Here is a 21,286-nt window from a genome sequence, read left to right as displayed (position 1 = left end):
TCGGGTGTGAGGCTCCGAGTCTCCGAAGTTCGGGGGTGTCGCTCCTGAGAGGTTCGAGGGTTGTCTCTCGCGAAATTGAATAGGCTTTTGCTATTACAGCGAAAGGGCCCGGCTTTCGGCCGGGCCCTTTCGGCGGGTGCTGTCGCGAGCTATTCGATGTCCGGCATTCGCCCGGTTACCGGAATCTGCCGCTCGATGAGTTCGGCCAGCGTCCGGAGTTTTGCCGCGAATTCGCGTGCCGCCACCGGATGCTCGCCGGACCCCTTCACCACTTTCTGGGTGAGTGCGGTGAGCCGGGACTCGACCGCGCTGAACACGTCGGCGGTGGCGGGCTGCTCCTCGGAGAGGTCACCGCGCAGCCAGGCGCGCAGCCGCTGCACCACCGCACCCTCCTCGTAGTCGTCGGGCAGCACCGCGACGGCTTCGCGGAGTTTGCCCGCGGTGACCTTCACGTCGGCGGCCAGCGTGGTGTACACGGTGACCGCCGCGTCCTCGCCGTAGGCCGCGGCCACCGGCAGCAGCTCGCGGATCTGGCCCTCGTTGAGGGCCGGCGCGACCGGGTGCAGGCGCGCGGCGAGCGGCCAGGCCCGGATCAGCTTGTGCGCGTAGGACCGCTGCATGTCCCAGCGCTTCTCCACGTACTCGTCGAAGCTGGCGTGGTCGGCGCGGTAGAGCCGGCCGTCGCGCACGATCTGCAGCGCGCGCCCGGCGGTCCAGAAGGCCACCCGCAGCGCGTCGATGGAGGACTCGCACACCTCGAGCTGTTCGGACTCGCTGCGGCTGAGTGGCCCGTCGCCGCCCGCGGTGGGCAGCGGAAGGTCCAGCACGCCGGGCGCGCTCTCGGCCGCCGCCGGGGCGGCCTCGTACGCCACCGGCTCCGGCGCCGAAGCCTTCGGTGCTGCCGGGATCTTCGGCGCGGGCGTGACCGGTGGCGCGGCCACGGGTTCGGTCGCCACCCTTTCGGCCGCCACCGTCTCGGGCGCCAGGGTGGCGGTCGCGGTGGCGGCGGATGCCGCCGCGTCCGCCGGGGCCGCCGCGGGCGCGGCCGGTGCCATGAGGACGGTGGTGGCGGCCGGTGAGAGTTTCGGTGTGCGCGGCCATTTGGCGTCGCGCAGCGGGGACACCGGGGGAGTGTGCTCGGCCTCGTCGGACAGCGGGTTGCGGCCCAGGCCGCCGCCGATGGAGGTCTTTCTGCGCTGGGGCGGCATCAGGCCGACACCTCCGCCGGGACGCGGGACTCGATGTAGTCGCGCACCAGTTCGTCGCCGACGGCCCGGTATTCGCCGAGATCCTCGATCGGGTTCTCGGCGCCGTCGCCGACTTCGCCGTCGGCGGCCTCCCGATACCACTTCCAGGCGCTGACGTAGGAGTCGAAGACCTCGTAGCCCGCGTCCTCCAGATTCCCGCGCTGCGTGCGGTATTCGGTGGACACGTTGACGCCGTTCTTCATGGTGACCGGAACCTTGGTCATGAGCACACGCACGCGAATGGCCTTCTCGTGTTCGGCGGCCGCTTCCTCGGCGGCGCGGTAGGTACTGGGGACGCGTTTGACTTCCGAGGGGCTGACGCTGGTGACGAGGATGAGTTCGTCGCTGACGGGGACGGCGGCCTTGAAGATGTCGGCCGATTCACCGCCGGCGTCGACGATGATCACGTCGTAGTTCGCGGAATTGTCGGTGATGCAGTCGTTCACGTGCCGTGAGGGGAAGGCGAGCAATTCGAAGGGAATGTCGACCTCGGCCTTCTGTAGTCGCCGATACCAGGAGTATCCGGTCTGGCTCAGCGGGTCGGCGTCGATCACCAGCACTCGAAGTTCATGCGCGGTAGCGAAATACGAGGCGATGAAGAAGGCGGATGTCGTCTTGCCCACGCCTCCTTTGAGATTCCCGAGCGTGATCACCAGTGGCTCGGGAAGATTGCCTAGCGCAGGGGATTTGGTCATCGATCAACCTCCTGTTGATGGGGAGGGCAGCTTCCTCGATCAGTCTCACACGCGCGTGGGACGCGCCCGCGAAGGCTCGCTCGGAGGTGTCGAATTGGTTGAAACCGGCTGTGTCCAATTGGACACAGCCGTCAATGGTTACCGTTTCGTAATGCATAACACGCATGTCATTCGTTGCCAGCTCTGACGTTCCGGCGAAATATGCATTCTCGGATCTGCTGGCAGTACCGAAATTTCGCGTGATGGACGGATACCGGATAGCTTTCACGGCTTGATCGGAGGACGACCGCTCATGGAAACAAACGGTGATAGACAGAAGGTTCGATTACTTCCGCGGCTGAGCCTGCGGACCCTGGTGACAGGAGTCCTCGGAGCTGCAGCCGTCGGAGCCGCCCTGTTCTTCGCGGCGGGCCAGGCGCAGGCGGCGCCGGTGACGATCCCCGGTATCGGGGCGATCGACATCCCGGACGAGATCGCCGCCCCGCTCGGCCGGGTGACCCCCGCGATCGGCATCCTGCCCCCCGCGGCCGGAACCACTTCCCCCACGCCGGAATCGGCGATCGGTGAGCCGGACGCCCCCCGTATGACGGTGGCGCCGCAACGCATCGTCATCGCCCCGGCCGACACGATGCCCGACCCGGCGCCGGTGCGGCCACTGTTCCCGGAGTCGCTGCGCTCGGCCATCGTGATCCCGGCGATCGGCACCCCGGCCATCGCCACCCCGACGGGCGCCGCCCCGAGCGCCGTGATCCAGCCCCCCGCGCAGGAATCGCGCACGGTGTCGGTCGCCGGTCTCGGCACCTTCGTGGTGCCCGCCGCCCTGCCCCCGCTGGCCGGAATCCCCGGCGTGACCGATTCCGCGGTCACCCGCACCACGGTGCCCGCGGTGATGCCGAAGACGGCGGGCGAGCGTGCGGTGGAGGCGGCCCGCACCAAACTCGGCGCGAACTACAGCGCCGGCGGCACCGGCCCGGACTCCTTCGACTGCTCCGGTTTCGTGCAGTGGTCGTATCGAGAGGCGGGCGTGGAAGTGCCGCGCACGAGCTATTCACAGCTCGCAGCCGGAACCCCGGTCACGATCGACGAATTGGAGCCGGGCGATCTGGTCTCCTACTACGGTGGTGGCCACTCGGCGATGTATCTCGGCGACGGGAAGGTCATCCACGCCAGTGACTACGGGTCCGGCGTGAAGGTCTCGCCGCTGTCGAATATGCCGGTGACCGGAGCGCGTCGCTTCCAGTGAACCGCTCGGGACCATTCGACGTGATCACCACGAATTCGTGATCGATCGACAACGCGAGGTAAGGCATGAGGGCAAGGAAAACGGCGGCACTGGTTCTCGCCACGCCCGCCACCGCGGCCGGAGACGGAACCGTCTATGCCACCGATGATTCAGGCTCCCGGCCCGCTGTTGACCAGCGAGGTGCAGTACGGCCTTGGCGCGCAAGGCTTCTCGGCGGGCCGGCTCTTCGGCATCACGTTCGGCGGCGTGGTCTACGAGGTGCCGTGCGGTTTCGATCCGAATGCCCGGACGGCGGCCCCCTGACCGGGGTGGGCCACCGGTTCACTGAGTAGTCCGACGATCATGGCGATGATGCTGTCGCGTACGTCGTCACGTTCGACCTCGGTGGACAGCACGGAGCGCTCGTAGTCGGCGAGCAGGGCGAACATGACCGTGGTCATGGCCTGTAGTCGGTACCGGCGTTGCGCCGGAGTCAGTTCCGCCAGTGCGTGATACAGCCTGGCGACGAGCACTCTTGTTGTCTGCCAACGCTTTTCGTTGAGATTGGGTCCGGTGACCGCTGGATGGGCGCGAGCCTGCTCCAGGAACCGCGCGTAGTGCGTCGAGCCGTCGGCGTAGGGCACGTCGAACATGGGCCGCACCAGAATGGCGACCAGCGCGGCGACACTGTCCGGGGCGCCCGAGGACTCGTGTTCGGCGAGCAGTTCGGTCCGGCGGGATTCCAATGCGGGCTGATGGCGTTCGATAATGGCGGCGATGAGGCCGTCCCGGGAACCGAAGTGATAGTGGACCGCGGAGTTGTTGCGCTGTCCCGCCGCCACCGCGATATCGCGCAGGGCCACGTCCGGCCCGCGTTCGGCGATGGTGCGCTCACCGGCGAGCAACATGAGCTCGCGCGCGTCAGGACTGTTCACGGTGCTATCGTGCCCCTTCGTCTCGCATCACGCGGTCCCGGGTGGACGCGCGGGCGGAACGTGGGCATTCGAACGGCGGTGATGATCGATGACGCCACGTGAGGCCGGGTCGCGCCGGGCGACGGTGGACCTGGCCCTGGTCGTCCCGATGAGCGGTTCGGCCGGCATCTTCGGGCCCTCCTGCGAGGCATGCGCCGCGCTGGCCGTCGAGGACATCAATGCGATGGGCGGGATCCTGGGCCGCCCGGTCCGGCTGCATCCGGTGGACGCGGGCGCGCCGCTGCCGATGCTGGCCGCGCGGATCGACCGGATGGTGAGCCGCGGCATGATCGACGGCGTGGTCGGCTGGCACCTGTCGAACGCGCGCAAGGCCATCACCCCGTACACCGCGGGCCGGGTGCCCTACGTCTACACCACCTTCTACGAGGGCGGCGAGGACTCCGACGGCGTCTACATGGTGGGGGAGACCCCGGATCAGCAGTTGTTCCCCGCGCTGCGCTGGTTCCGCGCCGAGCGGGGCGTGCGCCGCTGGTGCATCGTCGGCAACGACTATGTCTGGCCACGTGAAACAGCGAGGGTCACTTGGGAATTCGCTGACACGAGCGATATCGACGTGGTCGGTGAGGTGTTCGTGCCGTTGGGCAGCCGGGATTTCACCGCGGCGTTGGACCTCATCCGCAGTTCGCCCGCCGAGGGGGTGCTGCTGTTCATGGTCGGCGCGGATTGCGCGGCCTTCAATCAGGCCTTCGCGGCGGCCGGGCTGGACGAGAGCCGCCTGCGGCTGAGCATGATGATCGGCGAGGACGTGCTCTACGCGGGCGGCCCGGACAGCGCGCGCGGATTGTTCACCGCCAGCGGCTATTTCGAGAGCCTGGTGTCACGGGAGGCGATGGCCTTCGGCAGCCGCTACACCGCCCGCTACGGTCAGCTGGCCCCGGCGCTGAACAATATCGGCGAATCCTGCTACGAGGGCCTGCTGTTGTTCGCCTCGCTGGCGGAGGCGGCGCACAGCCTGGACGTGCGGCTCATCGAGCGTGGTGCGGCGAAGGTGAGCTACGGCGGCCCGCGCGGTGAGGTGCGGGTGCGCGGGGCGCACACCACGCAGCCGGTGTTCCTGGCGGGCGCGGACATCATGGACTTCACGGTGCTGGCCGAACTGACCGGATTGTGAAGCGCGGGCTGTTCGACTGATGGCGAACGCTACGTTGCGTTCCCAACCGGGGTGACGACCGAATGCCGTCACGAACCGGATAACGCAAGTGTGCCAAGGGTTTTCGTTTGTCGCGATGATCATTTGCGGCGCCCGCCGTGCGGTTTTCGTGTTGCAATAGGGTGGTGCCGCGCCGCCTCGGCGGCATCTGATGAAGGAGCCGCTCCGTGCCCGGAGGAAGACTCAGCCCCGATGATCGCCGCCTCATCGCCGCCGGTCTGGCCCGGGGCCTCGGCTACGCCGAGATCGCCCGTCGCCTGTCCCGGCCGACCTCCACCGTGAGCCGCGAGGTGACCCGCAACGGCGGTCCGGGCCGCTACCGCGCGGAGCTGGCGCAGGCCGCCACCGCGGTGCGGTCGCGCCGCCGCACGCCGCGCCCCAAGCCGATCGAGAAGCCTTCCGGCGTCGACGAATACGGCCGCGATCCGATGCTGCTGACCGAGGTCAGCGACCGCTTCGCGCTGCTGTTCGCGCAGTTCGGGATGCCGCGCATGGCCGCCGCGGTGCTGGCCCGGCTGTACGCCGCGGACTCGGGCAGCCTCACCGCCGCCGAGTTGGTGGCCCAGTTGCGGGTGAGCCCGGCGACGGTCTCCGCGGCGGTGGGGCGGCTCGAGGAGCGGGCGCTGATCCGTCGTGACCGGGACCCTGGCACCCGCCGCGACCGCTACGTGATCGACGAATCCGCTTGGTACCGAGCCACTCTCGCCGGAGCGCAGGTCAACGAGCGGCTGGCGGCCCAGGCGCGGCACGGCGCGGACGCGCTCGGTGTGGCCACGCCCGCCGGGCTGCGGCTGCTGGGCATGGGGGACTATCTCGAGCGGGTGGGCCTGGACATGGTCCGCTCCGCCGAACGCTGGCGGCCGCGGCTCGATCAATGAGCGACGGCGATGCCGGGAAATCTGCGGTGAATGCGATCGACATACTTGCGCACCGTGGAGAGTTCGGCCGAGATCGTTTGCCGGGCTTCCGCCGTGGGCGCGGTTTGTAATCGCCGCGTGAGTTTGACTACATGCCTTTCCAATTCGTCCAGGAAGATGCGGGCCTGAGCTAACTCGGGATCCTCGCCGACATCGGGATTACCGAATCCCCTGTACTGCATATCGCCGAAGTATTCCACGCCGCCGGACGCCGCGCCGCGCAATTGGATTGCTTCCGGTAGCCTCGCCAGGCGAGCTGCCCCGGCGCCATCGGGGTGTTCGGATCCCCGCACCGCTGCCCGACAGGAATTCGAATGGCCATCAGTTACCTGGAGTCGATCGTCGTCGGCGCACTGCAAGGGGTGAGCGAGCTCTTCCCGGTCTCCAGTCTGGGCCATAGCATCCTGCTCCCGGCCTGGGTGGGCGGGCAGTGGGCCGACGATCTGAGCATGTCCGCCAAGGATTCCCCGTACCTGGCGTTGCTGGTGGCCATGCACGTCGCCACCGCGCTGGCCCTGGTGATCTTCTTCCGGTGGGAGTGGGTGCGCATCCTGCGCGGCCTGTGGGATGTGGCGCTGACCCGCGAGATCCGCACTCCCGAAGCACGATTGGGCGTACTGCTGGTGGTGGCGACGATTCCGGTCGGCCTCGCCGGACTGCTGTTGGAGAAGATCGTCCGGAACTACCTCGGCACTCCCGTGCCCACGTCGATCTTCCTGGCGATCAACGGTTTCGTGCTGTTGTCCGCGGAGATCATGCGCAAGCGTGAGCCCGAAGGCGAATTCGTGCTCTCCAGTCCGACGGGCCGCCGGGACGTGTCCATGGAGGACACCATCGTGCTGCCGATGACCGACCCGGACCGCGCCTCGGACGTGCGCCTGTCCCGTCTGACCATGCGCGACGCCACCCTGATCGGATCGGCGCAGATCGCCGCGCTCTTCCCGGGCATCAGCCGTTCCGGCAGCACCATCGTGGCGGGCCTGTTCAAGGGCATGCGCCACGAGGACGCCGCCCGTTTCGCGTTCCTGCTGGCCACCCCGGTCATCCTGGCGGCCGGGGTGCTGAAGACGCCGGAGCTGTTCAAGCCCGAGAACCATGCCATCCTGGGTCCCGCCGTCGCGGGCAGCGTGGTCGCGGGCGTGCTGTCCTACATCTCGGTCAAGTTCCTGACCGCGTACTTCGAGACCAAGACCCTGACCCCCTTCGCCGTCTACTGCCTGATCGCGGGGCTGGGCAGCCTGGTCTGGTTCAGCTAGCCCGCCTCTCCGGGCCTTCAGCGGACGGCTGGGGAGCCGTTGCCAGCCGTGCACCCGTGCCCGCGATGGGTGCCGAACCGATTTCGAGCGTGCCCGACGAGTTACCCCGACCGTTACCAAATCAGTGCGCGCCCTGGCATACGCAGATGCCAGGGCGCATGTTGCTGTCAGTTCGTGGGCGTGGTGGTGGGCGCCGCGGTGGTGGTGGTGACGACGGGGGTCGTCGTCGGGGCGGTGGTGGTCACCGGGGGAGTGGTGGTGACCGGCGCGGTGGTGGTGTCCGGGGCGACCGTCGTGGTGGCCGGCGGCGTCGTGGTGGTGACGGCCGGGGCCGGGGTGGTGGTGGTCGTCGTGGTTCCGGTCGCCGGAGTGGTGGTGGCGGCCTCGCCGGACTTCGGGGCGGCGGCCAGCACGGCCGGAGCCTTCGACGTGGTGGTCGGGCTCGGCGTGGTGGTCAGCGTCTTCGGGTCGAGCTGGTGGGCCTGGGCCTGCTTCGCCAGTTCGGTGAGCCAGGCGGCGGCGTACTCGGCGGAGCTGACGGGCTTGCCGTTGTCCGGGTTGGAGTCGTGCCAGTAGTCGAAGTGGTGACCGGTGCCGTTCGGGCCCAGGGTCAGGTTGTACGGGTCGTTCATGATCACCGGGATGGTGTTCTGGTTGGTGGTGATCAGCCCGATGACCTCGTTGAAGACCTTCTGCGGCAGGTATGCCAGCGGCGACATGTTCTCGGCGGCGATATTGTCCGCGGCCACCGGGGTCGCGTTCTGCTGGTTCGCCTGGTAACCGGGCTTCGACACCTTCAGCAGCACGTCGAGGAAGGTTTCCTTGCTGGTCCACCAGCCCGGGTTGTGCGCGATGTCGGCGAAGGCGTCGCCCGCGATCTTGCCCAGCACGACGGCGACGTCGATGCCGGTGGTCGGGTTGAGGCCCTCGTTCTGCATCTGGTCGGCATTGATCTGGCGGCCGACATTGATGGCGAGCTGCAGCAGCGAGATGTTCTTCGGCGCCGCGCAGGTGAGGTCGCCGTCGGAGCAGAAGGACGCGATGCGGCCGTTCAGCGCGCCGAAGTCACCGGCCTGGTCGGGCAGCGCGCCCTGCCCGCCCGCGACCTGCTTGCCGGTCTGGTAGCTCTGATCGAAGTTGTCCGGACGGCTCGGGTCCTTCGCGCCCGGGAACGGACCTTCCCCGGCGGTGCGGCCGGCGTCGGCGAGGATCACCACACCCGCGACATTGCCGGGATCCACGATCCCGTACTTGCCGTCCGCGCCCGCGCTCTGGTGGCCGATCTGCATGGCCACCCGCCGCACCACGTCCGCGCCCTCGGAATAGCCGACGATCGCGTACTTGGTGTTCGGGCAGGCCGCGGAGATATCCCGCATGACCTGCTCGGTATTGGCGACACCGGTATTGACGGCGTCCTCGTAGCTGTTCAGGTTGGCGGGATAGGAGATGTAGACGGCCGAATACGAATTGGAGTCGACCGAGCCGCCGGGGGCGTTCACCACCGGGTCCACCCAGTGGCTCTGGTAATCGTCGGACAGGGCGGCGGGCAGTTCGTTGCCGTTCGCGTCGACCAGCATCTTGGTGGTTCCGGACTGCGGCGAGTCGTTGCGCCCGGCCACCGAGATGGTCACCATGTCATGGCATTCGGTGACCGACGAAGTCAGCGCCGGATCGGCCTGCTTCGAATCCGGCCCCGTCAGCGCGTAGGTGGCCGCTATCGCGGCCGCCACACCCAGTACCGCGGGAGCGGCGACCGCCGACGCGATCTTATGTCGTTTCGCGAACCCGCGAATATCCATGCCCGAATCCCCATTTCACCCCGACAAGTGAACCGTCAGGCCCAGCGACTGAGCGGGCCGTCTACACAGGGAGACGTCGTAACCGGAGATCCGAGTGTTACTTATGCGAATGAGTCGTTACCGCACCATGACCCGAATCCGCTGATCAGGCCCCGATCGGTTTGCCGAAGAATGAGGCGAAGGTCTCACCCAGCGTCTCGCCCAGGGTCTGCAGCTCACCGGGGGTGCCGAGCATGGACGGCATGTCGGTGGTGGAGCAGCCCGGTTGCGCGCCAATACCGTTCAAGCGATCGAACAGCCACAGCAGCGCGGCCGGTCCGCCGGAGACCTCGCCGATGACGTGCTCGCTGGCCCAGTCCCGGGTGTAGGTGACCTGCGCTCCGGGCTGCGCGCAGTAGGTGTCGACCAGCTTGTCCGCCGCGGGCAACGGCAGGATCTCGTCCCAGCGCGAGTGCCACACGAACAGCGGCATGTCGGGCAGGCTCTTGCCCAGGCGGGTGTCCTCGAGCATGGCCTGAACAGCGGGTTCGCCGAGCGGGTCGGGGGAGTTGATCATGCCGGTGATATTGAGGAACGGCAGCAGCGCGGTCTGATACTGCACGCAGAACGGCGCCTTCACCGTGCGCAGCAGCTGGCCGAGCGGGTTGAGCTTCTGGTCCAGCAGCGCGCTGAATTCCGGGTACTCCCGCGAGAGCCCGAGGACCGCTCCCAGCACCAGGCCCGCGGTGGCCTGATTGTTGGCCATGAGCAGTGCCGCGCCCAGATCCGCGCCGGTGCCGCCGGAGGCCGCGCCCACGATATTCAGTTCCGGCGCATAGGTTTTGCGCATCTCGGCGGCGTGCATGGTGGGCATCGATCCGCCCGAGTAGCCGTACAGCGCGGTCGGCGCGCCCGCGCCGACGCCGAGCGGCGCGAACGAGGTGGCGGCGCGAATGCCGTCGAGGGTGATGCGCCCGGCCAGCGGCCCGGCGGCGTACGCCGAATTCGGGCCCTCGTGATCGGGGATCACCACCGCGAACCCCTTCTGCAGCGCGGCCTGTGCGAAGAGGAATTCGGCGGGCGCGACGATCTGCCCGAGGAACGGCGCGGCCGAAAGGTGTTGCAGCGCATAGGAGGGACTGCAGTAGCCCTGCGTGGAGTCCTCGGCGATCTGCACCGAGAGCAGCTTGCGCGGCGCGGGCGCGGTGCCGCGCGGCTTGATCAGGGTGGCGACCGCCGGGATGGCCTCATCGCGACTGTTGTTGGAGCGGTAGGAGACCTGCCAGGCGTCCACGTTCAGCGGGATCAGCCCGAAGTTGCCGAGATTGACCTGCCGGGCCGCGATGATCTCGCCGGGCGCGGCGGCGGCGATCACGTCGGCGGACGGGTTGTAGAAGCCGGGATCGAGCTCCGGCGGCAGTGGCAGCACCTGCGCCGGCGCGATCGAGGGCAGCGTCGGCGCGGCCGGATCGGCGTGCGCCGGTCCCACCGTGAATGCCGCCGCCACCAGCGTCGTGATGGACACCGTCCCGAAGCGCACGAGCCGCCCGGTCAGTCGTCTGGTCTTCATCGACCCACTTCCTCACCCTGAATCCCCAAGTTGTGAGACTACCTAGTCTCAATATTGCGGGGATCACTCTGCCACAGCTGTGACCGGGCTCGCAATATGCGTGAGCGGCGGAATCGGGGATTGGGCGGATTCGGCCTATCCGCCCCGGTGGCGGGGCAAATCCGGGAAGACCCTTCCCGGTGGCGCGGATCACTGCTACGTTCACACTTACTGAACGCTCAACAAGTAAGTTTGCGAGGTCGCGATGCGCGTAGCCGTCAACCCCAGGCTCTATGACCCGCTGCCGGACGATCCGGTGCTGCTCGGCTGCGAATGCGAGGCGTGCGGCCGGGTGTACTTCCCGCCGATCGGGCTCGGCTGCGAAATGTGCGGCGCGGGGGAGGGACGGCTTCGGTCGCGGGCCCTGCGCGCGGAAGGCGTGGTGTTCGCGGTCGCGGAGGTGGCGGTCGACCCGCTCGGCGCGGCTCCCTTCACCGTCGCGGAGATCGTGCTCGACGAGGGGCCGCTGATCCGCGCGCTGACGCACCCCGAGTCGCACGCGCCACGGATCGGTGATCGGGTCGCCGCGCGCTGGCATGTCGTGCGGCGCGATGACGCCGAGCTGGTCGAGCCCGCCTTCGCGACCGTCCCGGCCGAGAGTGAGGTGCGGCCATGAGTGCGGACCTGCGGCCCGCGTGGGTCGTCGGCGTCGGGTTGCATCCGTACCGGAAGCCCGGTCGCACACCGTATCCGGAGCTCGGCGTCACCGCCGTCCGCGCGGCGCTCGCCGACGCGGGCCTGAGCTGGAACCAGGTGCAAACCGCGTACACCGGGACGGCGACCACGTCGATGGCGTTGTCGCGCTTGATGTATCGGCACCTCGGTGCGACCGGCATCCCCATGATGCAGGTCGAGAACGCCTCCGCGTCGGGGTCGAGCGCCTTCCGGCAGGCCTACCTCGATGTCGCCGCGGGCCTGCACGATGTGGCCATCGCGGTCGGCGTCGACAAGCCGCTGAACCTCACCATGCCCGCCCGCGCCGCCGGGCTGGAGGACCTGGTCGGGAATCGTCTGCTGCCGGTCTCGCATTTCGCGCTGCTGGCCTCGCGCTACATGTACGAGACGGGCGCGACGCCGGAGCAGATCGCTCGGGTGGCTGTGAAGAACAGTCGCAATGCCGCACTCAACCCGAATGCGCAGCGCCCCAAGGCCAGAACGCTCGAAGAGGTGCTGGCCCCGCCGGCTCTCAGCGGCGTGCTCACCCGCCTGCAGTGCTGCCCGATCGGTGAGGGCGCGGCCGCCGCCATCGTCGTCTCCGACCGGGCGATCACGGACCTCGGCCTCGATCGGACGCGCGCGGTACGGGTGCGCGCCTCGGCGCTGCGGTCGGAAACCTATTACGGCACCGAGAATTTCGATGCCGCGTTGACCGCGGAAACCACGGCCGAGGCGTTGCGGGCGGCCGGCGTGAGCATCGACGACGTGGATCTGATCGAGCTGCACGACGCCTTCACGGTGGAGGAGCTCGTCTATCTCGAGGCCATGGAGGTGTGCAAGCCCGGCCGCGCCGCGGCCGCCCTGGCCAGGGGCGATTTCGATATCGGCGGCAAGGTCGCGGTCAATGCCTCCGGCGGACTGCTGTCCATGGGACATCCGATCGGGCCGACCGGCGTCGGGCAGATCGCGGAACTGACCGTCCAGTTGCGTGGCGAGGCCGGGGCGCGGCAACACCCCGACGCCCGAATCGGCTTGGCGCACATGGTCGGAGTCGGCGCGGTCTGCGCCGTACACGTGCTCGCACGCGAGGAGGAATCATGAATCAACCCGACAATGGATCCCCGGAGTTCTGGGCCGCTCATCGACCGGACGCGCCCGCGGTGGTCAGCGGCGGCGTCGTACTGACCTACCGGGAGTGGAACGACGCGGCCGACCGGGTCGCGGAGGGCCTGGCCCGGCAAGGGCTGACCGGTGGCGATCGGATCGGCACCAGGTTCCGGCTGGCGCCGGAGTACTTCGTCGTCCAGCGCGCCCTGCAGAAGCTCGGCGTCGCCCAGGTGGCCGTGAACTGGCGGCTGACCCCGGAGGAGACGCTGTACATCCTGCGCGACAGCGGCGCGAAAGGGCTGGCGTGCAATGACATCGACGTCACCGGATGGGATCCGGACGCGGTCGGCCTGCTGATCACCGCCGGCCAGACCCCGGACGCACCCGGGATCCGCTACGAGGATCTGCTCGAAACACCGGACGCCCCGGCACGTTTCGGCGCGGCCCGGCCCGCCCTGGTGCTGTACACCTCCGGCACCACCGGCCGCCCCCGCGGCGTCCCGCCGACCGATCCCGCCACCATCACCGACTGGGAGCGCCTCCAGCGGTATCTCGTCTCGGTGGCGTCCATCCCCCCGTTGCCCGATGCGGTGCGGTCCCTGCTGACGATGCCGATCCATCACGGCGCCGGGCCGGCGGTCGCGATGCGGGCCTGCGGCGGAGGCGGCACCGTGGTGACGCTGGACCCGTTCGACGCGGAGACGGCCCTGCGACTCATCGACGAGCATCGCATCCAGTCCTGGATCGCGGTGCCCACCATGCTGTTGCGCATCCAGAAGCTCCCCGCCGCCGTGCTCGACCGCTACGACCTGTCCTCCGTGCGGCACATCGGAACCGGGGCCGCGCCGGTCCCGCAGTCATTGAAGGAATGGGTGGTCGAGCGCTTCGGCGACGACGTGCTGTGGGAGAGCTACGGCGCCAGCGAACCCGGCATGATCAGCTACACCGCGCCCGAACATCAGCTCGCCAAGCCGGGCACCAGCGGCCTGCCGTTCGACGGGGTCGAGATCGCCATCGTCGACGCGGACTGGAATCGGCTGCCCGCCGGGGAATCCGGGGAGATCGCGGTCGATACGCCGATCGTGCTGCGCAACTATCTCGGCGGTCCGCCGCTCGGCGAGGACGTGGTCAAGGACGGCTTCTACCGCACCGGCGATGTCGGCTACCTCGACACCGACGGCTTCCTGTTCATCACCGACCGGATCAAGGACATGATCGTCGCCGGCGGGGTCAACATCTATCCCGCCGAGATCGAGAAGGCCCTGGTCACACACCCGCGGGTGATCGACGCCGCCGTGATCGGCATCCCCGACGCGGATTTCGGCGAGAAGCCGCTGGCCTACATCGTCGCGACACCGGGATCCGCGCCGACCGAGGCCGAACTGCTGGCCCACCTGGAAGGGCGGCTGGCCGGCTACAAGCGCCCGCGCCGCTTCGACTTCGTCACCGACCTGCCCCGCAACCCGGTGGGAAAGGTCATGAAACACGAACTGCGCCAACCATATTGGGAAGGACGTGAGCGCAATGTCTGACCGGCCCGATCTCATCGCGACCGAGGTGATCGACGAGCGGATCCTGCTCATCCGCATCGACCGGCCCGAACGCCGCAATGCCTTCGACGGCGCGACCGCGCGCGCCCTGGAGGCGGCCATCGACCGCTACGAGGCCGACGACGCGCTGCGCTGTGCCGTCCTCACCGGCTCCGACCTGGTGTTCTCCGCCGGACAGGACCTGATCGCCGCCGCGACCGGCGATATGGGCGTGACCGAACGCCGCGGCGGCTTCGGCATCATGGCCCGGCCGCCGGTCAAACCCATCATCGCCGCGGTCGAGGGCCACGCCCTCGCGGGCGGTCTCGAACTGTGCCTGGCCTGCGATCTGATCGTCTGCTCGCGCACCGCGAGTCTGGGCCTGCCGGAGGCCGCGCGGTCGCTGGTGGCCATGGGCGGCGGGTGTTTCCGGCTCCCCAAACGAATTCCGTATCACCTGGCGATGGAGTTGATCCTGACCGGAAAGCCCTGGCCCGCCACGCTGTTCGCCGAACTCGGACTGATCAACCGGCTCGCCGAGCCGGGCGGCGCGGTCGACGGAGCGCTGGAGCTGGCTCGCGACATCTGCGCCGCCGGGCCGCTGGCCGTGCGGGCGAGCAAACAGATCGTCGTCGACTCCCGGGGCTGGACCGACGAGGAAGCCTGGACGAAGCAGCTGCCCTACCTGACCGCACTCCACCACTCCGAGGATCTGCGAGAAGGCCTGCGCGCCTTCGCCGAGAAGCGGCCGCCGGTCTGGAAGGGACGCTGACCATGCGGAAACCGAGCTTCGAGAGCACCCTGCTGGCCGGGCAGGTCGCCATCGTCACCGGTGGTTCCCGCGGAATCGGCGGCGCCACGGCGACGGTGCTGGCCGCCCACGGCGCCAAGGTCGTCATCGCCGATGTCGACAAGGACAAGGCGGACGAGGCGGTGACCGCGATCGACGACGCCCACGGTCCGGGCACGGCCACCGCCTTCGTCGCCGACCTGGTCGCGCCGAGCGCGTGCGACGACCTCGTCGCCCACGCGATCGACACGTACGGCGGCCTCGACATCGTGGTCAACAACGCCGGATACGCGTGGGACGCCCGCGTCCACGCCATGACCGACGACCAGTTCCAGGCCATGCTCGACATCCACCTGGTGGTGCCGTTCCGCCTGGCCCGGGCCTGCGCGCCGGTGTTCCGCGCGGCCGCCCGGGCCGACGCCGCCGAGGGGATCACGCGCCATCGCAAGACCGTGATGGTCTCCTCCATGGCCGGGCTGCTCGGACTCGACGGCGCCGCCAACTACGCCTCGGCCAAGGCCGGTGTGCTCGGGCTGGCCCGCAGCCTCGCGCAGGAGTGGGGTTCGATGCACGTGAATGTCAATGCCGTGGCGTTCGGGATCATCCAAACCCGTTTCGGGCAGCCGCAATCCGATCGCGAGGTCATCCACACCGGCGGCCGCGAGATCCGGGTGGGCATGCCCGCCAAACAGGCGCAGCGGATGGGCATCACGGTGGATCCGGAGGTCCCGCCCACGGAGGCCGAGATCTACGCGGCGCGGCCGATGCCGTTCGTGTCGCTGGGCCGCACCGGCACCGTCGGGGAGGCGGCCGACGTCATCCTCTGGCTGTGCTCGCCGCTGTCGAACTATGTGACCGGGCAAGTGGTGCCCGTCAACGGTGGTTCACGACTGGGCTAGTTAGGGTGGCGCCATGGCGGGTCGCACGGAGAGGTCCATGGCGGAGGCCACCGGGAAGCCGGTGGCCCCGACGGCGAAGGGGAGCGACGCGGCCCCGCCCCCACGCCGCACCCAGCGCGAACGCGCTGCTCAGGCCGGTCAGGCGTTGCTGGATGCGGCCGAGTCGCTGTTCGCCGAGCGCGGTGTCGAGCAGACGTCGCTGGCCGATGTGGGGCAACTCGCGGGCTACAGCCGCGGATTGGCCAACCATCACTTCGGCACCAAGGCGGCACTGGTCGATCAACTGGCGCAGCGCATCCAGGCGCAGTTCGTCGGCGGGGCCGCGGCGAAGCTCGAGGAGCCCGGAGTCGACGCCGTCGCGGTACTCTCACAGCTGGCCGAGGACTACTTGAAGGCCATGATCGGCTACCCCCGGACCAGCCGCGCCTTCTTCGTGATGTGGGGCGCCGCAATGCCTTCCGAGGCGGCGCTGCGTCCGGTCTTCGCCACCGACGACGAACGTTTCCGGCACGGCGTCGACCAATTGCTGCGCGCCGGACAGCGCAATGGGTCGGTGTCCGCCGATGTCGATCCGGCGTCCACCGCGACCGTGCTGACCGGCATGTTGCGCGGCGTGGCGGCCCAGTATCAGATCGCCCCCGACGCCGTGGACCTGCCCGCGGCCATCCGCTCCTGCCAGCGATTCCTTCAGCGTGGTCTGGCCGCCGGGTAACTAGAGTGAGCCGGATGACTGGTAAAGAGATGACGAAGAAAATCGCGACTCTTGCCGTGGCCCTCGCGGCGGTCGGTGCGCTCGGCGCCTGCAGCAGCAATGACAATTCCAGCTCCGACACCACCCCCGCCCAGCCGACCACCTCCGCGGCGGCCTCCGCCACCGTGGCCGTTCCTCCCGGTTCCCCGGCCGCCGTGCTGGCCGCCACCGCCTGGGAGACCACCTCCGCCACCGACGCCCACGGCGCCCAGGTGCCGCTGACCGACGACAATGTGAAGAACTACGTCGGCTTCGCCTACTTCAAGCCCGACGGCACCTTCACCATGTACAACCTCGACGACACCCCGAAGATGCACGGCGACTGGTCCGTCCCCGCCGACGGCAAGACCCGCACCATCGTCGCGAAAGACGATGCGGGACAGGAGAAGTTCCGCCGCGTCACCGACATCATCACCTTGAACGACAAGGAATTCACCTACCGCGTGTACCCGGACGCCAACGACAAGACGGTGTACTTCGACATCATCCACACCCCCGCCACCCACCCGGAACCGAAGTAGCCGCGCGTCCTCCCGCCCGCGTCATCCCCGGATGGCGCGGGCGTTCTCGTTTCGGCTCGTGGCCCACCTCACAGCTTCGCGGCTGTCACACGCACCGGCTCTCGGGCGTCTTGTGGTCGTCCAATTCACCACCGCACGTGAGGATCACACGATGGAACCCCGAATCGACCTGAACGCCAACGCCGTCGGAGCCAAGCTCAACAAGCGGTTCGCCGGCGTCGGACTCGCGATCTCTCAGTCGGGCCTCCCGAAATCGCTGACGGAACTCGTGGAACTGCGGGCGAGTCAGATCAACGGCTGCGGCTTCTGCGTCGACGCCCACACCAAGGAACTGGCCGCGGCGGGCGAATCCGCGACCCGCGTCAACCTGGTCGCCGTCTGGCGCGAATCCACCGTCTTCACCGAACCCGAGCAGGCCGCCCTGGCCCTGACCGAGGAGGGCACCCGCCTCGCCGACGCGAGTCATGGCGTGTCCGACGAGACGTGGGCCTCGGTGCGCAAGCACTACGACGAGGACCAGGCCGCGGCGCTCGTCTACGTCATCGCCGTGATCAACGCGGCCAACCGCCTGGCGGTCATCACGAAGACCAAGGGCGGCTCCTATCGGGCGGGCACCTTCGAGGCGATCGCCGCCGACTGACGGGCAATACCCGCCTCATCGGTCCAGGTCGCGGGCCGATCCGAGATCGAACGGATCGGCGCGCGCCTATGCTCGCAGCATGACGCGTGACGCTCGGGACACGGGTGTTTCGCTGGCGGCACTGCTGGCAGCGTTCTCGTTCGCGATGGACCTCGGTCTGGGCCAGCCGATGGCGCACGTGCTGCGGTCCTGGCGGCTCGCCACGCGGCTGGGGGAGCGGGTCGGGCTGAGCGAGGGGGAGCGGTCCGACCTGTACTACACCGCGGTCCTGGCCTGGGCCGGGTGCGTGGCCGACGCGCCCGAAGTCTCGGCGTGGTTCGGGGACGACATCGCGTTCCGGGCCGACAGCTACGGGACCGACCTGCGGGGCATGGGCGGGGCGCGGTTCTTCCTCTCGCACGCGGGGGCTTCGGGGCCGTTCGCGCAGCGGGTGCGGAAGACGGTGGCGATCGCGGCGAGGGGCGGGCGCGATATCGAGCGCGGCCTCATGTCGCACTGCCTCACCACGTCGACCATGGCCGACCGGCTCGGGCTGGCCCCCGCGGTCGGGGACTCGCTGCGGCAGTTCTTCGCGCGGTGGGACGGCAAGGGGGTGCCGGTCGGGGTCGGCGGGGAGCGAATCGGGTTGGGGATGCGGCTGTTCCATCTCGCCGACGTGGCCGAGGTGCTGCATCGGACCGCCGGAATCGAGGCCGCCGTCGAGGTCGCCCGGGCCCGGCGGGGCACCCAGTTCGATCCGGCCGTGGTGGACGAATTCTGTGCCTCGGCGCGGGACCTGCTGGCCGACAACGATTCCGAGCCGGACTACGGGGAACTCATCGCCGCCGATCCCGCACTGCGCCGCAATCTCACCGGGGCCGAACTGGATACGGCCCTGGAGGTGATCGCCGACTTCACCGATCTGCGCTCGCCCTATCGGGCCGGGCACTCCCGCGGCGTGGCCGATCTCGCGGCCCGCGCCGGGGCCGCCGCCGGGCTCGCCGAACCCGATGTCACGGTGCTGCGCCGCGCGGCCCTGCTCCACGACATCGGGCTGCACGGTGTTCCCGCGACGATTCTCGACAAGCCCGGCCCCTTGAGCGTCACCGAGCTCGAGCGGCTGCGGATGAACTCGTACTACACCGAACGGGTCCTCGCCCGCCCCGGCGGACTGGCCCGGATCGGCGCCATCGCCGCCATGGCCTACGAGCGACTCGACGGCTCGGGCGCGCATCGCGGCCTGACCGGCCCGTCTATCCCGGTCTCGGCGCGGCTGCTGGCCGCCGCCGACACCTACCGCGCGATGAGCGAACCGCGCGCCTATCGGGATGCCTTGCCGCCCAAGCGGATTCTGTCCGAACTGCGCTCCGAGGTGCGGCGCGGACGGCTCGACGCGGGCGCGGTCGACGCCGTCCTCGAGGCGGCCGGTCAGCCCCGGCAGCGTCGCCGCACCGGTCCGGACGGCCTCACCCCGCGCGAACTCGAGGTCCTGGCCCTCATCGCCCGTGGCGCGTCCACCCGACAGGTCGCCCGCACCCTGGGCATCGCCCCGAAAACGGCGGGCACCCACATCGAGCGCATCTACACCAAGACCGGTTCGTCGACCCGCTCGACCGTCACCCTCTACGCCGTCCAGCACGGTCTGCTCGACACACTGGCCACCGATTCGTAGGGAGAACGCCCGACGACACCCGGGTTCGCCGCGCCTACCGTCGAAACATCAGCTACCGACCCCACCGGAGGTGACCTCATGCTCGATCTGGCCTCCCGGCTCACCGGCCTCCCCGAACGCACCGGGCAGGCGCCCTGGCCCGGCCACGAATACGTCAAGGGCTGGGGCGTTTTCGGCCTCCCCTTCGACAGCGGTCATGTGCTGGCGCTGCGCGTCTTCCCCGAAAACGACTTCGGCCCTTACAAAACCGTCTGGCATCGCGACCCCGAAGGCCGCTGGTCGATCTTCGTGGACGGCGACCGTGTCGATCACGCGTGCCCGCGCTACTACGGTCCCGCCTGCGACCACACCGGTCTCGCGTCGATCGGCGCCGAATGGACGGGCCCGACGTCCCTGCACGTCACCGTCGACGACCCGGCCCTGGACTGGACGCTGACCGTGACGGAAACCCCGGCCCTGCGCGCCCTCAACGCCGTCGGCGGGCATATGCCCCTCGCCACCTGGCGCTCCCGCGCCCTCATCCGCTCACGCGAAATGATGGCCGCGGCACTGGGTCTGGGTCATCTCGAAATGGCGGGGACCATGCCCAGCGGCCACACCGGTCTCCTCATGCCCGAACGCATGTACCTGGTCACCGACTCGACCGCGGTCCTCGACGGTCACGACCTCGGTCGCCCCGCCCACCTGGACGCCAACCCCCGGATCGGGAACGTCACCCTGCCCGCCCGCGGTGTGGTGGCGATCGGCCAGGCGATGTGGCAGAAGCTGGACGACCAGGACTGACGCGTCAGCGCACGCGGGGCTCCACCCAGCGGCGCAGCGCGTCGATGGTGGTCTCCGGTGACGTGTTGAAGCAGAACCGAATTCCGGGCACCTCGTCGGACAGCGTGTTGACCAGCCGCTCGAACAGCAGCGTGTGCTCGCCCGCCATCCGGACGCCCGCGCCGATCATGGCCGCCCGGAACGTCTGCCCCGCAATGCGTTCGCGCAGTGCGGCTTCCGCCGCGTCGGGGTCGGCGGGCAGCTGACACGACACCAGATCGAACCCCGCCTCCCGCAACGCGGCCTCGCCGGCCGCGATGCGTGCGCTCAGAATCTCCTCGGTCAACTGTGGATAGTTGCGGTAATCCACAGCGCTGGGATGCAATCCGACCGACAGCACGGTCGAGCCGTTCGGGTGCTGCTGGTTCACGAGGTCTTCCGAGCCGGTTGTCGTCATGGACGGTACAAGCGCGCGATGCCACCCGATCTTCCCGAACCGACAACCGGATCCCGGCTAGCCGAGGAGGTCTCGCACCGACGGCCCGCGACCGTGTAGCACGGCGGTCTCGGACCAGAGCAGCATCGCGACCGGGCCGCAGACGAAAAGATCGGCGATCAAGTGCTGGTGGGGCTGCGATGCCGACATCACGCGGCCCGCAGCGGTGTGGCGAAGGACTTGCGGAGGGAGGACGGGCCGATCAGGGGCAGCAGCGCGGCGAGGATCTTGCCTTTGAGGGCCTGCGGGGTGCGGGTCAGCTCGACGTCCACCCGGCTGCCGGACAGGTCGGGGGTGATCCGGAAGACCCAGCCGCCGCCCGCGCCGAAGAGTTTGGAATCGAGGGTGGTGATGGTGACGGTGTCACCGGACGGGTCCCAGTCGTAGCGGGCGCGCTCCCAGGCCGCGGCGGTGCCCTCGGTGACCTCGGCCCAATTGTCGCCGCGAGCGTGGACGGCGAAGTGCTCGGCGTCGATGCTGGGCCAGGCGTCGGGGCGGGTGGGGCCGAAGTCGGTCAGCACGTGCATGACCTCGGCGGGGGACAGGGTGGACATCAGGTGGAATCGAACGGTAGCCATGGGAATACCTTCGCCGTCACGGCCGGGTCGCCGAAT

The 21,286-nt window shown here is 69.1% G+C and carries 22 protein-coding genes; 14 read left to right on the top strand and 8 right to left on the bottom strand.

The genetic code is table 11. The annotated features are described in order from the left end of the window. Positions 1-149: 149 nt before the first annotated feature. Both ACWEOI_RS10115 and ACWEOI_RS10110 read right to left on the bottom strand, forming a co-directional pair. Positions 150-1,208, bottom strand: a complete 1,059-nt coding sequence (locus tag ACWEOI_RS10115) for a hypothetical protein (protein ID WP_452359432.1) — start codon at positions 1,206-1,208, stop codon at positions 150-152. After that, a complete protein-coding gene (locus tag ACWEOI_RS10110; RefSeq protein ID WP_379271157.1) occupies positions 1,208-1,942 on the bottom strand; it encodes a ParA family protein in 735 nt (244 codons plus the stop codon). Before ACWEOI_RS10110 ends, ACWEOI_RS10115 begins: the two co-directional genes overlap by 1 nt. Positions 1,943-2,297: 355 nt before the next feature. On the opposite strand from ACWEOI_RS10110, the gene ACWEOI_RS10105 reads away from it, so the two are divergent. Continuing rightward, complete coding sequence (locus ACWEOI_RS10105; protein ID WP_452359431.1) at positions 2,298-3,185, top strand: C40 family peptidase; 888 nt, start codon at positions 2,298-2,300, stop codon at positions 3,183-3,185. 251 nt (positions 3,186-3,436) lie between these two features. On the opposite strand, the gene ACWEOI_RS10100 is transcribed toward ACWEOI_RS10105, so the two are convergent. Next, on the bottom strand, positions 3,437-4,099 hold the full coding sequence (locus tag ACWEOI_RS10100; protein ID WP_433668478.1) for a TetR family transcriptional regulator: 663 nt from the start codon (positions 4,097-4,099) through the stop codon (positions 3,437-3,439). Between the two features lie 88 nt (positions 4,100-4,187). Here ACWEOI_RS10100 and ACWEOI_RS10095 point away from each other — a divergent pair, with 88 nt between their 5' ends. After that, positions 4,188-5,270: a substrate-binding domain-containing protein gene (locus ACWEOI_RS10095; protein WP_452359430.1), complete on the top strand. Its 1,083-nt coding sequence runs from the start codon at positions 4,188-4,190 to the stop codon at positions 5,268-5,270. A gap of 206 nt (positions 5,271-5,476) precedes the next feature. Then, positions 5,477-6,187: a MarR family transcriptional regulator gene (locus tag ACWEOI_RS10090; RefSeq protein ID WP_433668475.1), complete on the top strand. Its 711-nt coding sequence runs from the start codon at positions 5,477-5,479 to the stop codon at positions 6,185-6,187. Here ACWEOI_RS10090 and ACWEOI_RS10085 read toward each other — a convergent pair. Continuing rightward, on the bottom strand, positions 6,181-6,450 hold the full coding sequence (locus ACWEOI_RS10085) for a hypothetical protein (protein ID WP_433668473.1): 270 nt from the start codon (positions 6,448-6,450) through the stop codon (positions 6,181-6,183). The two genes, ACWEOI_RS10090 and ACWEOI_RS10085, sit on opposite strands and share 7 nt — an antisense overlap. A gap of 84 nt (positions 6,451-6,534) precedes the next feature. Between ACWEOI_RS10085 and ACWEOI_RS10080 the strand changes: the two genes are divergently transcribed. Next, positions 6,535-7,482: an undecaprenyl-diphosphate phosphatase gene (locus ACWEOI_RS10080; RefSeq protein WP_452359579.1), complete on the top strand. Its 948-nt coding sequence runs from the start codon at positions 6,535-6,537 to the stop codon at positions 7,480-7,482. Between the two features lie 167 nt (positions 7,483-7,649). On the opposite strand, the gene ACWEOI_RS10075 is transcribed toward ACWEOI_RS10080, so the two are convergent. Both ACWEOI_RS10075 and ACWEOI_RS10070 read right to left on the bottom strand, forming a co-directional pair. After that, on the bottom strand, positions 7,650-9,281 hold the full coding sequence (locus ACWEOI_RS10075; protein WP_433668471.1) for a cutinase family protein: 1,632 nt from the start codon (positions 9,279-9,281) through the stop codon (positions 7,650-7,652). 145 nt (positions 9,282-9,426) lie between these two features. Then, positions 9,427-10,830 carry a lipase family protein gene (locus ACWEOI_RS10070; protein WP_433668470.1) on the bottom strand — a complete coding sequence of 468 codons (1,404 nt, stop codon included), beginning with the start codon at positions 10,828-10,830 and terminating at the stop codon, positions 9,427-9,429. A 244-nt stretch (positions 10,831-11,074) separates the two neighbouring features. On the opposite strand from ACWEOI_RS10070, the gene ACWEOI_RS10065 reads away from it, so the two are divergent. The 10 genes from ACWEOI_RS10065 to ACWEOI_RS10020 all read left to right on the top strand — a co-directional run bounded on the left by ACWEOI_RS10065 (position 11,075) and on the right by ACWEOI_RS10020 (position 20,197). After that, complete coding sequence (locus ACWEOI_RS10065) at positions 11,075-11,485, top strand: zinc ribbon domain-containing protein (RefSeq protein WP_433668468.1); 411 nt, start codon at positions 11,075-11,077, stop codon at positions 11,483-11,485. Then, complete coding sequence (locus ACWEOI_RS10060; protein ID WP_452359429.1) at positions 11,482-12,627, top strand: thiolase family protein; 1,146 nt, start codon at positions 11,482-11,484, stop codon at positions 12,625-12,627. Before ACWEOI_RS10065 ends, ACWEOI_RS10060 begins: the two co-directional genes overlap by 4 nt. Next, entirely contained in the window at positions 12,624-14,165 is a 1,542-nt protein-coding gene (locus ACWEOI_RS10055; protein WP_452359428.1) for a class I adenylate-forming enzyme family protein, read from the top strand. The genes ACWEOI_RS10060 and ACWEOI_RS10055 overlap by 4 nt, the downstream gene beginning before the upstream one ends. Continuing rightward, complete coding sequence (locus tag ACWEOI_RS10050; RefSeq protein WP_452359427.1) at positions 14,158-14,934, top strand: crotonase/enoyl-CoA hydratase family protein; 777 nt, start codon at positions 14,158-14,160, stop codon at positions 14,932-14,934. Before ACWEOI_RS10055 ends, ACWEOI_RS10050 begins: the two co-directional genes overlap by 8 nt. 2 nt (positions 14,935-14,936) lie before the next feature. Then, positions 14,937-15,851, top strand: coding sequence for an SDR family NAD(P)-dependent oxidoreductase (locus ACWEOI_RS10045; RefSeq protein WP_452359426.1), 915 nt, complete (start codon positions 14,937-14,939; stop codon positions 15,849-15,851). A gap of 13 nt (positions 15,852-15,864) precedes the next feature. Then, a complete protein-coding gene (locus tag ACWEOI_RS10040) occupies positions 15,865-16,563 on the top strand; it encodes a TetR family transcriptional regulator C-terminal domain-containing protein (RefSeq protein ID WP_433668458.1) in 699 nt (232 codons plus the stop codon). A gap of 29 nt (positions 16,564-16,592) precedes the next feature. After that, positions 16,593-17,123 carry a DUF4822 domain-containing protein gene (locus ACWEOI_RS10035; protein WP_452359425.1) on the top strand — a complete coding sequence of 177 codons (531 nt, stop codon included), beginning with the start codon at positions 16,593-16,595 and terminating at the stop codon, positions 17,121-17,123. 151 nt (positions 17,124-17,274) lie between these two features. Further along, complete coding sequence (locus tag ACWEOI_RS10030) at positions 17,275-17,763, top strand: carboxymuconolactone decarboxylase family protein (protein WP_452359424.1); 489 nt, start codon at positions 17,275-17,277, stop codon at positions 17,761-17,763. A gap of 79 nt (positions 17,764-17,842) precedes the next feature. Continuing rightward, entirely contained in the window at positions 17,843-19,414 is a 1,572-nt protein-coding gene (locus ACWEOI_RS10025) for an HD domain-containing phosphohydrolase (protein ID WP_452359423.1), read from the top strand. A 78-nt stretch (positions 19,415-19,492) separates the two neighbouring features. After that, on the top strand, positions 19,493-20,197 hold the full coding sequence (locus tag ACWEOI_RS10020) for a hypothetical protein (RefSeq protein WP_452359422.1): 705 nt from the start codon (positions 19,493-19,495) through the stop codon (positions 20,195-20,197). Between the two features lie 4 nt (positions 20,198-20,201). Here the strand turns inward: ACWEOI_RS10020 and ACWEOI_RS10015 are convergent, their stop codons facing one another. Both ACWEOI_RS10015 and ACWEOI_RS10010 read right to left on the bottom strand, forming a co-directional pair. Beyond that, on the bottom strand, positions 20,202-20,633 hold the full coding sequence (locus ACWEOI_RS10015; protein WP_452359421.1) for a hypothetical protein: 432 nt from the start codon (positions 20,631-20,633) through the stop codon (positions 20,202-20,204). Between the two features lie 188 nt (positions 20,634-20,821). Beyond that, positions 20,822-21,250 carry a hypothetical protein gene (locus tag ACWEOI_RS10010; RefSeq protein ID WP_433668447.1) on the bottom strand — a complete coding sequence of 143 codons (429 nt, stop codon included), beginning with the start codon at positions 21,248-21,250 and terminating at the stop codon, positions 20,822-20,824. Positions 21,251-21,286: the final 36 nt, after the last annotated feature.

The organism is Nocardia sp. NPDC004340 (assembly GCF_053602575.1).
Note: the sequence above shows the minus strand (reverse complement) of the source record. Positions and strands in the feature narration are given on the sequence as shown.

Excerpts from the sequence above, each read along its gene's own strand:
- ACWEOI_RS10115 (WP_452359432.1), bottom strand. The coding sequence starts at position 1,208 with ATGCCGCCCCAGCGCAGAAAGACCTCCATCGGCGGCGGCCTGGGCCGC.
- ACWEOI_RS10110 (WP_379271157.1), bottom strand. The coding sequence starts at position 1,942 with ATGACCAAATCCCCTGCGCTAGGCAATCTTCCCGAGCCACTGGTGATC.
- ACWEOI_RS10095 (WP_452359430.1), top strand. The coding sequence starts at position 4,188 with ATGACGCCACGTGAGGCCGGGTCGCGCCGGGCGACGGTGGACCTGGCC.
- ACWEOI_RS10075 (WP_433668471.1), bottom strand. The coding sequence starts at position 9,281 with ATGGATATTCGCGGGTTCGCGAAACGACATAAGATCGCGTCGGCGGTC.
- ACWEOI_RS10070 (WP_433668470.1), bottom strand. The coding sequence starts at position 10,830 with ATGAAGACCAGACGACTGACCGGGCGGCTCGTGCGCTTCGGGACGGTG.
- ACWEOI_RS10065 (WP_433668468.1), top strand. The coding sequence starts at position 11,075 with ATGCGCGTAGCCGTCAACCCCAGGCTCTATGACCCGCTGCCGGACGAT.
- ACWEOI_RS10060 (WP_452359429.1), top strand. The coding sequence starts at position 11,482 with ATGAGTGCGGACCTGCGGCCCGCGTGGGTCGTCGGCGTCGGGTTGCAT.
- ACWEOI_RS10055 (WP_452359428.1), top strand. The coding sequence starts at position 12,624 with ATGAATCAACCCGACAATGGATCCCCGGAGTTCTGGGCCGCTCATCGA.
- ACWEOI_RS10050 (WP_452359427.1), top strand. The coding sequence starts at position 14,158 with ATGTCTGACCGGCCCGATCTCATCGCGACCGAGGTGATCGACGAGCGG.
- ACWEOI_RS10045 (WP_452359426.1), top strand. The coding sequence starts at position 14,937 with ATGCGGAAACCGAGCTTCGAGAGCACCCTGCTGGCCGGGCAGGTCGCC.
- ACWEOI_RS10040 (WP_433668458.1), top strand. The coding sequence starts at position 15,865 with ATGGCGGGTCGCACGGAGAGGTCCATGGCGGAGGCCACCGGGAAGCCG.
- ACWEOI_RS10035 (WP_452359425.1), top strand. The coding sequence starts at position 16,593 with ATGACGAAGAAAATCGCGACTCTTGCCGTGGCCCTCGCGGCGGTCGGT.
- ACWEOI_RS10030 (WP_452359424.1), top strand. The coding sequence starts at position 17,275 with ATGGAACCCCGAATCGACCTGAACGCCAACGCCGTCGGAGCCAAGCTC.
- ACWEOI_RS10025 (WP_452359423.1), top strand. The coding sequence starts at position 17,843 with ATGACGCGTGACGCTCGGGACACGGGTGTTTCGCTGGCGGCACTGCTG.
- ACWEOI_RS10020 (WP_452359422.1), top strand. The coding sequence starts at position 19,493 with ATGCTCGATCTGGCCTCCCGGCTCACCGGCCTCCCCGAACGCACCGGG.
- ACWEOI_RS10015 (WP_452359421.1), bottom strand. The coding sequence starts at position 20,633 with ATGACGACAACCGGCTCGGAAGACCTCGTGAACCAGCAGCACCCGAAC.
- ACWEOI_RS10010 (WP_433668447.1), bottom strand. The coding sequence starts at position 21,250 with ATGGCTACCGTTCGATTCCACCTGATGTCCACCCTGTCCCCCGCCGAG.